At 61.7% G+C, this 14,227-nt stretch carries 15 protein-coding genes; 4 read left to right on the top strand and 11 right to left on the bottom strand.

The window, feature by feature from the left end; genetic code table 11:
- Window position 1 precedes the first annotated feature (1 nt).
- Window positions 2-1,324: an MFS transporter gene (locus CUJ91_RS24930; RefSeq protein WP_114157418.1), complete on the bottom strand. Its 1,323-nt coding sequence runs from the start codon at window positions 1,322-1,324 to the stop codon at window positions 2-4.
- Window positions 1,325-1,451: 127 nt separating this feature from the next.
- Entirely contained in the window at window positions 1,452-2,351 is a 900-nt protein-coding gene (locus tag CUJ91_RS24925) for a LysR family transcriptional regulator (RefSeq protein ID WP_006050416.1), read from the bottom strand.
- A gap of 220 nt (window positions 2,352-2,571) precedes the next feature.
- On the opposite strand from CUJ91_RS24925, the gene CUJ91_RS24920 reads away from it, so the two are divergent.
- Entirely contained in the window at window positions 2,572-3,255 is a 684-nt protein-coding gene (locus CUJ91_RS24920) for an HD domain-containing protein (RefSeq protein ID WP_114157417.1), read from the top strand.
- Window positions 3,256-3,302: 47 nt separating this feature from the next.
- On the opposite strand, the gene CUJ91_RS24915 is transcribed toward CUJ91_RS24920, so the two are convergent.
- From CUJ91_RS24915 to CUJ91_RS24900, 4 genes are all read right to left on the bottom strand, one after another.
- Window positions 3,303-4,649, bottom strand: a complete 1,347-nt coding sequence (locus tag CUJ91_RS24915; RefSeq protein ID WP_114157416.1) for an epoxide hydrolase — start codon at window positions 4,647-4,649, stop codon at window positions 3,303-3,305.
- 55 nt (window positions 4,650-4,704) lie between these two features.
- Window positions 4,705-6,057: an epoxide hydrolase family protein gene (locus CUJ91_RS24910; protein WP_114157415.1), complete on the bottom strand. Its 1,353-nt coding sequence runs from the start codon at window positions 6,055-6,057 to the stop codon at window positions 4,705-4,707.
- Window positions 6,058-6,164: 107 nt separating this feature from the next.
- Window positions 6,165-7,175: a carbon-nitrogen hydrolase family protein gene (locus tag CUJ91_RS24905; protein ID WP_114157414.1), complete on the bottom strand. Its 1,011-nt coding sequence runs from the start codon at window positions 7,173-7,175 to the stop codon at window positions 6,165-6,167.
- 73 nt (window positions 7,176-7,248) lie between these two features.
- Window positions 7,249-7,731 (bottom strand): MarR family winged helix-turn-helix transcriptional regulator, encoded by a 483-nt coding sequence (locus CUJ91_RS24900; protein WP_114157413.1) that lies wholly within the window; start codon window positions 7,729-7,731, stop codon window positions 7,249-7,251.
- Window positions 7,732-8,087: 356 nt separating this feature from the next.
- Between CUJ91_RS24900 and CUJ91_RS24895 the strand changes: the two genes are divergently transcribed.
- Complete coding sequence (locus CUJ91_RS24895) at window positions 8,088-8,942, top strand: PA4780 family RIO1-like protein kinase (RefSeq protein ID WP_006050410.1); 855 nt, start codon at window positions 8,088-8,090, stop codon at window positions 8,940-8,942.
- 37 nt (window positions 8,943-8,979) lie between these two features.
- Here CUJ91_RS24895 and CUJ91_RS24890 read toward each other — a convergent pair whose 3' ends face one another.
- Window positions 8,980-9,684, bottom strand: coding sequence for an SDR family oxidoreductase (locus CUJ91_RS24890; RefSeq protein ID WP_006050409.1), 705 nt, complete (start codon window positions 9,682-9,684; stop codon window positions 8,980-8,982).
- 287 nt (window positions 9,685-9,971) lie between these two features.
- Between CUJ91_RS24890 and CUJ91_RS24885 the strand changes: the two genes are divergently transcribed.
- Window positions 9,972-10,550 carry a TetR/AcrR family transcriptional regulator gene (locus CUJ91_RS24885; protein WP_114157412.1) on the top strand — a complete coding sequence of 193 codons (579 nt, stop codon included), beginning with the start codon at window positions 9,972-9,974 and terminating at the stop codon, window positions 10,548-10,550.
- A gap of 57 nt (window positions 10,551-10,607) precedes the next feature.
- Here the strand turns inward: CUJ91_RS24885 and CUJ91_RS24880 are convergent, their stop codons facing one another.
- The 4 genes from CUJ91_RS24880 to CUJ91_RS24865 all read right to left on the bottom strand — a co-directional run bounded on the left by CUJ91_RS24880 (window position 10,608) and on the right by CUJ91_RS24865 (window position 13,466).
- Complete coding sequence (locus CUJ91_RS24880) at window positions 10,608-11,003, bottom strand: nuclear transport factor 2 family protein (RefSeq protein WP_114157411.1); 396 nt, start codon at window positions 11,001-11,003, stop codon at window positions 10,608-10,610.
- A 62-nt stretch (window positions 11,004-11,065) separates the two neighbouring features.
- The gene (locus CUJ91_RS24875) at window positions 11,066-11,686 is read right to left on the bottom strand and encodes an NADPH-dependent F420 reductase (protein ID WP_114157410.1); all 621 of its coding nucleotides are present in this window, start codon (window positions 11,684-11,686) and stop codon (window positions 11,066-11,068) included.
- 150 nt (window positions 11,687-11,836) lie between these two features.
- On the bottom strand, window positions 11,837-12,778 hold the full coding sequence (locus tag CUJ91_RS24870; RefSeq protein ID WP_114157409.1) for an SDR family oxidoreductase: 942 nt from the start codon (window positions 12,776-12,778) through the stop codon (window positions 11,837-11,839).
- Window positions 12,779-12,830: 52 nt separating this feature from the next.
- On the bottom strand, window positions 12,831-13,466 hold the full coding sequence (locus CUJ91_RS24865; RefSeq protein ID WP_114157408.1) for an NADPH-dependent F420 reductase: 636 nt from the start codon (window positions 13,464-13,466) through the stop codon (window positions 12,831-12,833).
- A gap of 141 nt (window positions 13,467-13,607) precedes the next feature.
- Between CUJ91_RS24865 and CUJ91_RS24860 the strand changes: the two genes are divergently transcribed.
- The gene (locus CUJ91_RS24860; RefSeq protein ID WP_114158053.1) at window positions 13,608-14,060 is read left to right on the top strand and encodes a winged helix-turn-helix transcriptional regulator; all 453 of its coding nucleotides are present in this window, start codon (window positions 13,608-13,610) and stop codon (window positions 14,058-14,060) included.
- Window positions 14,061-14,227 lie beyond the last annotated feature (167 nt).

The following is a 14,227-nucleotide window of genomic DNA, read 5'->3' as shown; positions in this document are numbered from 1 at the left end:
GTCAAGCACGCGGCGCGGCATCGCCGGCGGTGAGCGAGGCGGTTTCGTCGTCCGATGCCGTGACTCGCATCACGAGCGCGATGATCGTCGATACAAGAAGGAACGCGGCAATGGTCAGCAGCGCAAGCTTGAAGTTGCCGGTCGCGCTGCGCACGAGTCCGATGCTCCACGGCCCTACGAGCCCGCCGAATTGCGCGATGGTGTTGATGAGCGCGATCGTCGCGGCGCCCGCGGCTCCCGTTCTGAACGATGACGCCAGGCTCCAGAACAGCGGATTGCCCGCGTAGATGAACAGGCCCGTGATGCACAACAGCACATAGGCGATGACGGGGTTAGGCGCATACGCGCTGCCGGCAATGGCAAGTGCACTCATGCCATAGACGAAAGCGAGGTGTTTCTTGCGATCGCCGGTACGATCGGAACTGCGGCTAATCAGGAAAGTCCCGAGTACGCCGAGCAACGGCGGCGCGGCGGACAGAAAACCGACTTCGAGATTAGTTAGATATCCAAGGCTTTTGACGATCTGCGGCAGCCACAGGAACAATCCATAAATGCCGACCAGCGCGCAGCCGAACAGGCATGCAAGACTCCACACGCGGATGTCGGCCGCCACGCGCAGCAGCGGAAAATGCGTGTTGCCTCCCAAGGCCTCGCGCTCGGCGGCGAGCGTCGATTCGAGCCAGCGTTTTTCATCGGCGGAAAGCCAGGCGGCGTCGGCGGGGCGCTCGGTCATGATGCGCAGTGTGAGAAGGCCGAGCAGCATCGCCGGCACGCCTTCCAGAATGAACATCCACTGCCAGCCGTGCAGGCCGAGAACGCCGTCCGCGTAAGTCATCAGCGCGGTGGAAATGGGACCGCCCAGCACCGCCGAAAAAGAACCGGCAATGATGTAGCCGCCCACGGCGCGCGCCCGGTAACGTACAGGAAACCATTTCGTCAGATAGACCGCGACGCCCGGCAGGAAGCCCGCTTCCATCACGCCGAGCAGAAAACGCAGCACGTAGAAGCTCGTGTCGTTGAAGACGAACGCGGTGACCGCGGCCACAGCGCCCCATGTCAGAAGAATGCGCGCGATCCAGCGGCGTGCGCCGACGCGATGTAACAGCAGGTTGCTCGGCACTTCGAGCAGCATGTAGCCGACAAAGAAAATGCTGCCTGCAAATCCGAACACAGCGGGGCTGAAGCCGAGCTGCTTGTTCATATCCAGCGCGGCGAATCCGATGTTGATCCGGTCCAGATAGTTGAAAAACATCATGGCGAAAAGCAGGGGCATCAGGCGCCCATAGACCTTTCGCATGGTGGCGGCTTCGTCGATCGGATTCATCCTGTCTCCTACCTTGCGGCGACGGCGAAGTTGCCGTCCCTGCGTTCTTGTCATGTGTGGAATCAATGATAAGAACGCGGCGGTGATGAGTCCAAGACGGGTTGCTTATGCTTCTATAGGTTTTTGCTTATAGTGCTGCGTCCGCAATTGGCGGCGGCAGACAGGCGAGGAATGCACGCAAATGGGGTGAAGCGTCGTCTGTACGAAAAGTTGCGGCGAGCGTCGAGCGATGCGTTGAACCGGGCCCGGTCAGATGGCGATACACGACGTCGCTGCGGCCGAGCCGCGCGACGGATTCGCCGATGAAGGTGACGCCGAGTCCGGCCGCCACGAGCGCGATTGCAGTCTGGATTTCATACGCCTGATGAGCGACGAGCGGCGTCAGACCGGCGTCCCGATACAACGATAGAACCGAGCGCTTGAACTGCGCATTCTGATGCTTCGGATAAAGGATCAACGGCGTATCCGCGAGATCGGCGATTTTGACTTTCTTCTGCGCGGCGAGCGGATGACCGGGCTCCAGTGCGACCATGACCCGTTCGCGCAGCAGCGGATATGACGTGCAACCGTCGATGGCCAGCGGCTGCCGGCCGATGCCGATATGAATGCGCATGTCGCGCAACGCATCGGTCTGTTCTTCGGTGAGCATCTCGAAGAGCTTCAATTCCACTTGCGGATACGCGTGATGAAATGCCTTGAGCGCGGGCGGCAAGATGCTGTACATCGCCGAGCGCGTGAAGCCGACGCTGAGCCAGCCGCGCCGGCCCACGCCGATTTCCTGCGTCGCGAGGCCGGCCTGCTCCAATGCGCCGAGTATCTGGCGAGCCTCTGTGCAAAGATAGTGGCCGGCTTCCGTGAGCGCGAGCGGACGCCTCGCGCGATCGACAAGCTGCGTGCCGAGCCGGTCTTCGAGTGAACGGATCTGCTGGCTGAGCGCGGGCTGCGCGATATGCAAGCGCTCCGCGGCGCGGCTGAAATTGAGCTCCTCTGCAAGAATCACGAAGCACTGTAGAGCCCTAAGGTTCATGGCGATGGTGTCTGTCGTCGGTATGCGCAGCATAACCTACACCGTCGTAGGCGCCGCAGTTGGCAGAAAACGCCGTCTGGTTGGCTGTGTTCCAGGCATCGATCGAATTGAAAGTTGCTTGCCGCACTCCGATACTTTGGGTGCGGGCTTTCCTTCTCAACGTAGCTATCTCAAGCCGCCCGGAATGCGCGGCAACTACGCACACATTGGAGCAACGAACATGACGACGATTGCAGGAATCAAGATTCCCGACAGCGCAATGGCACGCGCAGCCACTCAACTGGTTCGCGATACAGAGTCGGACCTGCTTTTCCATCACTCCACTCGCGTATTTCTTTTCGGCGCCCTCGCCGGCGAGCGCAAGCGGTTGAAGTATGACCCCGAGCTTCTGTATATAGGCGCAATGTTCCATGACATGGGTCTTAGCGAACAGTTTCGCGGATCGCAGAACCGCTTCGAGGTCGACAGCGCAAATGCGGCGCGCAGCTTCCTTCAGGGGCATGGCATTCCCGAAGGCGAGGTCGACCTCGTGTGGGACGCGATCGCGCTGCATACCACGCCGGGTATTCCGCCGTTCAAGAAGCCAGTGGTTCAACTGGTAACGGCAGGCGTCGAGATGGACGTGCTGGGCTTCGCGTATGACGAGTTCACCGAGGAACAGCGCAAGGTGGTGGTGGCGGCTCACCCTCGCGGGGAGAACTTCAAGGAGCAGATTATTGACGCCTTTAACGAGGGCATGAAGCACCGGCCGGACTCGACATTCGGCACGGTCAACGACGACGTGCTTGCGTTGAAGGACCCCGGTTTCCGTCGCAAGAACTTTTGCAGCATCATTCTTGGAAACGCTTGGAACGACTCGAATTACGCGTGCATCTGCAATGATCCGGGGCATCGGCACGGCTGAACTGGATTGATGACGGGGAGTGCGGACGGCGGGAGAGAGCACGCCACTTACCGTAGCGACCGGAAAGCCGCCCTCAGTTCCTGAGCAAATATCGTCGGCTGCTCCCACGCTGCAAAATGGCCTCCTTTCTCGGCCTGATGGTAATAGATGAGGTGAGGGTAGGCCTTCTCGGTCCAGCTACGCGGCGCCTGATATTGCTCGCCGGGGAATACGCTGACGGCGACTGGAACCTTGACGCCTTTTGCGTTGAAGAATCCACCCTTATATTCCCAATAGAGACGCGACGCAGACACGCCCGTATTAGTCAGCCAATACAGCGTGATGTTGTCGAGAACTTCGTCACGCGTCAGTTCGCCTGTTGCGCTCGCACTCCGGTTCAGCGCTGCAGCGACTGCCGCGGCGGGCTGAGCATTGGCGTCGTTGTGATCGAGTAGCCAGGCCGCCAGGCCGACGGGTGAATCGTCAATGCCGTAGAGCGTCTGCGGGCGGGAGCCCATCAAGCGGGCGTAGTCCACTTGCTTGAACGTTTGGGCGAGCTGCCCGTAGGCGCGTTTCTCATCCGCTGACATACCGGCTGGCGCCGGGGCGCCGATTCTTAGCGCCTCGTCGATGTCCGCAGGAACTGTCGCGGGCATGTTGGTGTGGATGCCGAGCAGCCCCGGAGGTGCCTGCAAGCCCATTTGATCGACGACGAACGCACCCCAGTCCCCGCCTTGAGCGACGTAATGCTGATAGCCGAGACGGCGCATCAACTCGGCCCACGCGCGCGCCATGTGTTCGGGACCCCAGCCGGTCGTCGTCGGCTTGCCGGAGAAACCGTAGCCGGGCATCGACGGGATGACGACGTCAAACGAATCGTCGGCTTTTCCGCCATACGCGACGGGGTCGGTCAGTGGCCCGATGAGCTTGACCTGTTCCAGCACCGAGCCGGGCCAGCCATGATTGATGATCAATGGAAGCGCATTCGGGTTCTTCGATCGAACATGGATGAAATGGATGTCCACGCCGTCAATGGTCGTCACGAATTGCGGTAACGCATTGAGCGCCCCTTCCGCTTTACGCCAGTCATAATCCGTTGCCCAATAGCGCGCGAGTTTCTGCATCGTCTCAAGCTGCACGCCCTGTGACGAATCCGCTACGGTCTCCTTTTCCGGCCATTGAGTGGCGGCGATACGCCTGCGAAGGTCGTCGATCGCGACCTGCGGCACATGAACCGGTGCAAACGGACGGATCGACTCGTCCTGGACGCTTGCATGCTGTGTTGCCGGAAGTACATCCGGTGCTGGAACCGCGTACGCAGAGCTGAAAGCCGTCGCTAGCGTAAGGCCCAAAGAGGCTGCGACAAACGCAGCAAGCTTGCGCCGCGCGGGCGTTGATGATGCTGCAAAATACATGGTGACTCTCCTGCAATGAGTGCTCCAACGCATGCGGGTCGGAGCGTTTCGCGCTTTACGCACGCAATGGCCTTAACCCCGCTCGCACTTCATTCGCGAAGATGATCGGTTCTTCCCATGCCGCGAAGTGTCCGCCGGTTTCGGGTTTGTTGAAGTACATCAGGTTGTGATAGGCCTTTTCGGTCCAGCTCTTCGGCGCCTGGTAGTTTTCTCCCGGAAAAGCGCTCACTGCGGCAGGCACGTTGACGTCGGCCGCAAGGAAGAAATTCGCGTGCGACTCCCAGTAGAAACGCGAAGCCGACACACCTGTATTGGTTATCCAGTAAAGCGTGATGTCGTCGAGAATGTCGTCCCGCGTCAGCGCGCCTGCCGAATGTCCATTGACGGGATGCCCGAGCACGGCCGCGCTCAGCGCCGCTGCGGGCTGGCCGTAGCCATCGCCGTGATCCAGCAGCCAGGACGCCAGCGCAACGGGCGAGTCGGCAAGTCCATAGAGCGTCTGTGGCCGCGTGCCCATTTCGACCGCGTAGCCCCGCTTCTTCTTGAAGTTCGCGCTCAACTGGTCATAAGCGTGCTTCTCCTCGTCCGATAAGCCTTGAGGCATCGGATCGCCGGCCGCCAGCGATTTGAGGATCTCAGCCGGAACGGCCGCCGGGAAATTCACATGAATGCCGATCAGTTCGGGCGGCGCCTGTTTCGCCATGATGTTGGTGACGATGCCGCCAAGATCGCCGCCCTGCGATGCAAAGCGCTCGTAGCCGAGCCTTTTCATCAACGTGACCCACGCACGGGCGGTGCGCTCCGGACCCCAGCCGGTCGTTGTGGGCCGTGCCGAAAAGCCGTAGCCGGGCAACGACGGAATCACGAGGTGGAATGCATCCGAAGCCGGTGCGCCGTACGCAGTCGGATTGACGAGCGGGTCGATGATCTTGAACTGTTCGATGACCGAGCCGGGCCAGCCGTGCGTCACGATCAGCGGCATTGCGTTCTCGTGCTTCGAGCGGATATGAAGGAAGTGGATGTCGAGCCCGTCGATCTCCGTAATGAACTGCGGATACGAATTCAGCCGTGCTTCGCATTTGCGCCAGTCGTAGCCGGTCGACCAGTATTGCGCTAGCGTCTGAATCATGGCGAGCTGGATGCCTTGTGACTCGTCGGGCACGGTCTCGCGATCAGGCCAGCGGGTCGCCTTGATACGGCGGCGCATGTCGACGAGTTGTGCCTCGGGCACTTGAACGCGAAACGGGCGAATTGCGGACTTGTCGCCGTTCGCGGGTTCGGTGATCCTGCCGATTGCCGGGCTGGTGTCCGCGAAAGCAAGCCGGCTGAGCGAACCGGCAGCCAGGGCTGCGGCGGCCGCACTGACGAAGTGGCGGCGGGATGAGGATTGGGGCGTGTCTTGTGACATGAGATTGTCTCCTGCTTGATCAGCGTGTTGTGTTGCGGGTGAAGTCGGCGGCGTGCGGCCTCACGAATACACACATCATTTGAAATTTGCGAACCAGCATCCTCTGGTCAGCGCGAACCTGCAACAGCGGCCGCCTGCGTGCGCACATCGTCGTCAGCCTTGTCACTGACAGGCAACGAGTGCGGAGCGCGTTCGTGAACATGCGCGGTGGGCGTGCGGTCAATCATCAGACTGAGTAGTTCGGGGCGGTTGTAGTGGCCGGCCGCGTCCATCAGCATCTTGCGGAGGTCGATTTGCGCGAAGTCGAGATCGACGATCACGTCGCCTTCTCCCGAGCGGAGCGGTTCGGCCATCAACATGCCGTCAGGCGAAACGATGGTGGTGAAGCAGCCACCCGAGATCGGACCGATTCCACAACCGGTGTCCTTCATGATCTGCGCCTGCTGGTCGGCGTCGAGCCATGCCGTCGCGTTGACGACGAATGCGCCGGACTCGAGCGCATGCTGGCGGATATTGATTTCCATGCGCTGCGCAAACCCCTCGCCAAAGGCAGAGCCGGGGTACATCGCCGAATGGATCTGCTCGCCGTCGGCGATCATTGCGTAGCGGGCGAGCGGGTTGTTGTGTTCGAAGCATGCGAGCTGACCGATGCGGCCGACGGCGCTGTCGACTGCACGCAAGCCCGAGCCATCTCCCTGGCCCCAGATCATGCGTTCGAAATGCGTCGGCGTGATCTTGCGGCGGCGCTGGATCAGCGTACCGTCAGCATCGAAGAGCAATTGTGTGTTGTATAGCGTGCCGCCATCGCGCTCATTCACGCCAATCGACACGACCATGCCTGCCTCTCGCGCGGCCTTGCCGATCGCGTCGGTAGCAGCGGACGGCACAGTCACAGCCTGCTCGAGCAGACGCAAATGTTCGGATCCCGAAAGAAGTTCGATGCCGGTCTGGACTGCCGCAAAGTAAGGGTAATAAGGCACGACCGTTTCGGGAAAAGTGGCGAACTGCACGCCCTTCAGGCCCAGTTCGTGGATCTTCTGCACCACTTTCGCGACGGTGGCTTCACGGCTATAAAGCACCGGGCTGAACTGGACGGCGGCGGCTTTGACAACTTTCATGACGAACTCCTTGATGCGGGGAAGGGGGCGAGGCGTTGGTCGATCTTGCACATGCAACATCGACCGAAAAACTTCAAACGATGCGCGGCGGCAATTGCTGCGCGATATTCATGAGGCCATGTGCGCCGCCCTCGCCGAGGACGCGCGTCGCGTGGCTCTGTGCCGCCGCCCACGCGTTAGCGGCATTCGTGAGCAGCGCGTTGCCTTCGTGCGTGAGCGAAAGAGGGCGGCTGCGACCATCGCTGCCTGGCGCGCCTTCGGCAACCCAGCCCTGGGCGATCAGCGGTTGCAGGTTCCGTGTCAGCGTCGAGCGCTCGTGATAATTGCGTCGGCCCAGATCGGAGCGGCTCATCGGCCCGAACTCCGCGATCATTACGAGCAATGAGAACTGCGAAGCGACGATGCCGAACGGGCGCAACGCGTCGTCGTAGATCGAAGTGAGGAAACGCGAGATCTGCCGGGCGCGCGTCAGCAAACAACTGCGCGCGATCTGTCTGCTCGGCGCTTCACGCGCGGTGCAGTCCTGTTCAACGGGTCCGTTCGACTTATGCTGCATATGCACCACCTTCAGTTTGCGGAGCGGTGTTTGCTCGCGATGGGCGTATTTGAGCGGACGGACGTATCTCGCTTGTGTCCGGAAGTCGGTTGTTTGTAAGCGTGCGTATCGCTGTCGGACGTGGATACGTTGAGATACATAAAGGCGCGGCGGGGGAAGCAGCAGGGTCGAAGGAGCAGTCGCCGGGGAATTTAAATCGGCTTATCCGCGGCCCCCGTATAATCCGGCATGACTCAATTCATCCCCACAGCAGTAAGCTTGCGCGCAGCGGCACCGGCTGCGCGTTTCATCGGCCCGGTCCATTCACCCTCCACTCGTGCGGAATCCACGTTCGTCGAGCTGCAGTCGGCGGTCGCATGAAAATACCTAAACGGCTTGCCCCGCTTCTCGAAGAAGGGCTCATCGACGAAGTCATCGGCCAGTTGATGAGCGGCAAGGAGGCAACGGTCTACGTCGTGCGCAGCGGCGAATCGACGCGTTGCGCAAAGGTCTACAAGGACGCGAAGCAGCGAAGCTTTCGGCAAGCCGCGTCGTATCGGGACGGCCGCAAGGTCAAGAACAGCCGGCAGGCGCGGGCGATGGAAAAAGGCACGCGCTACGGCCGTCAGATGCAGGAAGCGTCATGGCAGAACGCTGAAGTCGACGCACTGTTCCGGCTCGCCGCGGCAGGCGTGCGCGTGCCGCAACCCTATATTTGCACCGACGGCGTGTTGCTGATGGAGCTGGTGATCGACGAGATGGGCGACGTCGCGCCGCGGCTTAACGACGTCGATATGACCGAAGCCCGCGCCCTCGAACTGCACGCGCTGCTGCTGAACCAGGTTGTCCGCATGCTCTGCGCAGGCATGATTCACGGCGATCTGTCGGAATACAACATCCTGCTCGCAGCGGACGGCCCGGTGATCATCGATCTGCCGCAGGCCGTCGACGCCGCCGGCAACAACGAAGCCGCCTCGATGCTCAAGCGGGACGTCGACAACCTGGCCGCATACTTCGGACGGTTTGCGCCGCAAATTCTCACCGCGAGTTATGGCGCGGAGATCTGGACGCTGTTCGAATCGGGGCAGCTGCATGTCGATATCGAACTGACCGGCCGCATCGAAGTCGACACGCGACCGGTGGATCTCGATGGCGTGCTTCAGGAACTCGAAGAGACGCGTCTTGAGGAAGATGCGCGATTGCGGCGGCAGCAGGAACTGAGCGCGGGTTGATAGCCGCGCTCGGTTTCGGGTGAACGCCGCGACGCCGTCAGCGAGGAGCCGGCTCGTTCAGATAGACGCCCGCGGACAGCGCGGCTTTCACCTCTCGCGTGAACTCGTCGGTGGACACTTCCTCCGCGCCGGCCTCGATCGCGTCGAATGCCTGACGCACGACGTCGGCCGGTGTCGCCTTCGGCACTTCAAGCCCGCGCGTCAGATCGGTGTCGATGAAGCCGGCATGCAGCCCGACAACCTGTGTGCGCTGCTCGCGCAGCGAATGACGCAGGCCGTTGGTCACCGCCCACGCGGCCGACTTCGACACGCCGTAGCCGGAAAGGATCGGCCGGTTGATCCAGCTCGCGACCGACAGCACGTTCAGAATCGCGCCGCCGCCGTTGCCGGCGAGGTGGCCCGCGAACGCGCGCGACATCGCGAGCATCCCGAAGACGTTGGTTTCGAAGTGATCGCGCAACACGTCGAGCGCGCCGTCGTCGGTCAGGCTGCTGAACCGCGCAATGCCCGCGTTGTTGATCAGCAGCGTGACGTCGCGCGCGGCTTCCGCGGCAGCGGCCACAGCCGCCGGATCAGTCACGTCCAGCTTGAGAGGCACGACGCCCGGCAGCGTCACGCTGGCCGGATCGCGCGCGCCCGCATAGACCTTGCGCGCGCCTCGTTCGAGCGCCTGTCTCGCGAACTCGAGGCCAAGCCCGCGGTTCGCGCCCGTCACCAAAACAACAGAACCTTCGATTTTCATGACGCATCCTTTCCTGGGGTTGATCGCCGGCGCGCGGGCTCGCCGGGCGCAAGAAATCGGGTGAAAACAATCGGATGAAACATCGGCATCAAAGACGGCATGACCCACATTGCCGTTTGCACCTTGTCCCGCGTCGCTTCGCGTCATGGGCCAAAGTCGGCTAAACTTATCTCAATGTCGATCGCCATCGTCTTAAGACGCATTGTGTCGACGCAACACGGGCGTGTCAATGGTGATCGACATTGTGTTTATTAATCGATGCGATCGCCTGAACAAAGGAGGAATCGATGGGTGTGTCACGACAGCAGGCCGCCGAGAACCGCAGCGCGATCGTCGCGGCCGCCGAGCGGCTGTTCCGCGCGCGCGGGGTCGACGCTGTGGGGCTCGCGGAGTTGATGAAGGAAGCCGGTTTTACACAGGGCGGCTTCTACAACCATTTCAAGTCGAAAGACGCGCTGGTCGCCGCGGTGATGGAAAAGGCGATGGAAGACTATGCAGATTCGCCGAACGCCGGGAGCCTGGCAAAGCAGGCGGCGCGCTACCTGTCGACGCGGCACCGCGGCAACATCGAGGCCGGCTGTCCACTGTCCGGGTTCGCGGGCGACGTGCCCCGTATGAGCGACGCGGCGCGCGCGTCCTACACGCGCGGGCTGGCGGCGTATCTCCGCCGGCTTGAAGCCATGATTTCCGCGGAAGGCGCAACGGCGAAGCAGAGCCGTCACGATGCCATTGCGGCGTTCAGTCAGATGGTCGGCGCACTCGTGTTGTCGCGTGCGGTCGTGAGCGCCGATCCCGCCTTCGCCGACGAGATCCTGGAGGTGGGGCGTCGCACGCTTGTCGATAGGACGCCATCTACGACCCCATGAGCGCTGGCTCCGAATTCACGGCGGGCGAGCACGTCGCGAGTTGCCGGACCTTCAGCTTTAAAGATCGCAGGCCCGCGCCAGTGCAAGTGTGTCGATGTACTCGCGGATGTTCGTCACCTTGCCATTTCGAACGGTAATGGCGAAGACCCAATCGTCGTCGAACGTCCTGTTCGTCGCTTTGACTCTGCCCGTGGCGAAGCCGACGACCAGAACCCGGTCGCCCTGCGCGACGAATTCGAAAGGGGCTGGGTATGACGTTTCAACCGTGTCGGAAGCCTTCTGAAGCAAATCCGCCAATCCCGCGTGTCCGCGATGAGTGCCGGCCAGTGGCCACTCGCCCGGAATGATCCACTCGATGTCTTCGGCGGAAATCGCGAGCAGGCCCTGCTTATCGCCGCGGCCCATTGCTGCAAAAAAATCCTTCACAATCTGGGCATTGTCTTGCGTGCTCATTGAAATTCTCCGTTTCTGTTTCATGTGGCCGAAAAGCCGCCGGAGGACGTCGCGCCGGTGATTCAGCCGATCTGGACGTTCAACGCGATATCCCATGTGCCGGCGCCGTTTTTCGCGAGGCCGATCATCATCAGACCGAGCGCCTCGAGCGTCGCGGCCATGTGCAGGCCACCCACATCCAACGGACGCAGTCCGATACTCTCGATCAAGGTCGAGACGCGCGCCTTGGCCTGTGCATCGTCGGCTGCGATGAACGCGTCGAGGCGTCCGTTTTTGGCCAGTACGTGGCCGAAGACGGTGTTGAACGCCTTTACGACGTGCGCGGTGGCGGGAAGACCCTTGGCGATCTCCTGCGCGCCGGAACTGCCGTGCGGGGTGACGAGGCCGGAAAGGTCCGGGGCGACCGGATTGGTGATGTCGATGATCACCTTGCCTTCGAGCGCGTTTCCGTAATCGGCGACGACCGCCGCCGCACTGCCGTACGGCACGGCGAGGATGACGATATCGCCTGTCGGCGCGGCGGCGTAAGTCCCCGTGGTTGCTCCCGCTGAGAGCTTATCGGCCAGCGCCCGCGCTTTGGCTGGGTCGCGGTTCAGGACCTCGACGGTATGTCCTGCCTTGGCGATACGGCCGGCGACGGCCGTGGCCATGGTTCCTGCGCCAATGATGCTAATCGTGCTCATGTCAAATATCCTTCTGAGTTGGGGTATGCCCGTGATCTGTACGAGGCTTCGCCCATGATGTTTTCCGTGTGCGCCGAGCCACTTGCGTCACCTTCCTGCTACTCCGTGACGGGCTCGGCGCGATGGGGGAGTTCTTGCCGTCCGCTCAACTCAGCCGGCAGGGAAGTAGTGACCATTGTCCATATCGGCGAACAGGCCGGGCTGCGTTGGTGTCCAGCCGAGCGTCTCGCGCGTGATCGCATTCGACGCCGGGGTATCCAGCGTGACCAGATTTGCAAGGAATCCGAAGTACCCAGGCAGCATCAGCACGTCCGCGGGAATGGGTACGGCGGGCAGATTCAAGCGACTGCCGATGGCCTCGGCGATCTCGCGGTACGCAATGCTCCCCTCTGCAACCGCGTGCCAGCTTCTGCCGGCGGCGCCTTTCTCAAGCGCCAGGCGGAACACGGTGGCGACGTCGCGGGCGTGCACGGCGGCCCACCTGTTCGCACCGTCTCCGGGGTAACCGACGACACCCTTTTCCTTCGCCAGGCCGATCAGCAGCGGAAGGAAGCCGGCATTATCGGTCGCGCTGTGCATGATTTCAGGAATCCGAACGACTGAAGACCGCACGCCTTTTTCCGCGAGTCCGATTACGGTAGTTTCCACGATGTTACGAACCCGCAAGGTGTTCTTGTACGGATCGCCGCCGGGAAGAGGCGGATCCTCCTCGGTGGCCGGCCGGCCCAGGTTGTCCCAGCCGGGCGAGCCGATGCTTCCCGATGAGACCAGCGGCTTTCCGGTTCCGGCCAGCGCCTCGCCATATGCGAGCATGATCTGAAGCTCCGCATCGGCCACGGCGTTGATCCCGCCGACCGGAATCAGGTCTTGCCGGTGCGCGACATGGATGACTCCGTCGGAGGCGGCGGCCGCTTCTTTAAGACCGTCGAGATCCTCGAGGCTACCGAGACGCGGCTTCGCACCGAGTGCGGACACCGCAGCCGCCGCCTTGTCAGAACGAGCGAGGGCGGTGACCTGATGGCCTGCGGCGATGAGGTCGGAGATGATGTACGGGCCGGAATGGCCGGTCCCGCCGGTGACGAAAACCTGCATGTGAATGTTCCTTATGAGTAATGTGATGCGGGAAGCGGTGGTCCCGGTGCATTCAGCCGGGAAGGCTGACGCCGATTGAGAAGTTCGTGTGCTTGACCGAGTGGGCGAGGAGGCCCAGCGACAGCAGGCACGCGTGCTCCAGTGACCTCGCCATTGGCAACGGCCCGGTATCCACTGGCCGCAGTCCGAGGCTCTCGATGAACGCCGAGACGCGTGCCTTCGCGTGCGCGTCGTCTCCGGCGATAAACACATCCAATGCGTGGCCCGGGACGGGACCGGCCGCCAGGACGTGGGAGAACTGGGTGTTGAACGCCTTGACGACTTCCGCATCGGCAGGGGCGGCCTTAGTGATCTCCTTCGCGCCGAAACTGTCTCCAGGGGTCACGAAGCTCGTGTGGTCGGAGGCGACCGGATTCGTGATGTCGACAAGAACCTTGCCTGCCAGCCCTTCGCCGTACTGCTTCACCACGTCGAGAACGGCGGAGTAGGGAACCGCCAGGATGACAATGTCCCCGGCCGGGGCGGCGCCGAACGCGCCTGTCGTCGCGCCGGCTCCGATCTGCGCGGCGAGCGTCCGCGCCTTGACGGCGTCGCGACTCGTCACCTCGACGGTGTGTCCCGCCTTCGCGGCGAGGCCGCCGATCGCTGCGGCCATGCCGCCTGTGCCGATGATGCTGATAGTGCTCATATGCAGCCTCCTGGTTTGTTGGGTGCTGCTCGTACTCCCGAACAACCATGCTAAACATATTGCTTGCAAAAAACAAGTAAACGGCGCAAATTACTTGCGTTATGCAAGCGATGTTAATATCGAGCGATGAAGACGACATCCATGAAGACGACATCTAAAGAAGACATTCGGTCCCATTGCGCAGTGAACTACGGCGTGGAGGTTTTCGGCGACCGGTGGTCGCTCCTGATCATTCGCGACATCGTCTTTGCCGGCAAGAAGACGTATGGCGAGTTCCTGAGATCGGAGGAGGGAATCGCGACCAATGTCCTTGCTTCGCGCCTTGCGTTTCTTGAGGAGCAAGGAATTCTCTCGAGGGCACCCAGTGCCGACGACAGGCGGAAGGACTTCTACACGCTGACCGAGAAGGGCCTGGACCTCATTCCCGTCGTGCTTAACATAGTCGTTTGGAGCGCGAAGCACGATTCGAAGTCGTACGTGCGGCGCTGCAAGGAGTTCGTTGCCCGATTAAATCGAAACCCCGTGCAGGTGAGCGAAGAGGTGAAGGCGCTGATCCGCAATGGCGGATGTATGTTTCCTGAGAGCAAGGAATAAGCAAGACGGCAAGCGCGCCGTGTTACGTCGCACGAACGATATGCGCACACCACCGGGTGCGTCGCGAATTACCAAAACCCCGCTGCTGTTTTCGCAACGCAGACAGTCCTCAAAAACCTGTTTGCTACGGCACGACACCTTTCTCCCCCTCGCGTGCCGAAAGCGCT

The sequence above is a fragment of the Paraburkholderia graminis genome (assembly GCF_003330785.1).
GTDB lineage: Bacteria > Pseudomonadota > Gammaproteobacteria > Burkholderiales > Burkholderiaceae > Paraburkholderia > Paraburkholderia graminis.
Note: the sequence above shows the minus strand (reverse complement) of the source record. Positions and strands in the feature narration are given on the sequence as shown.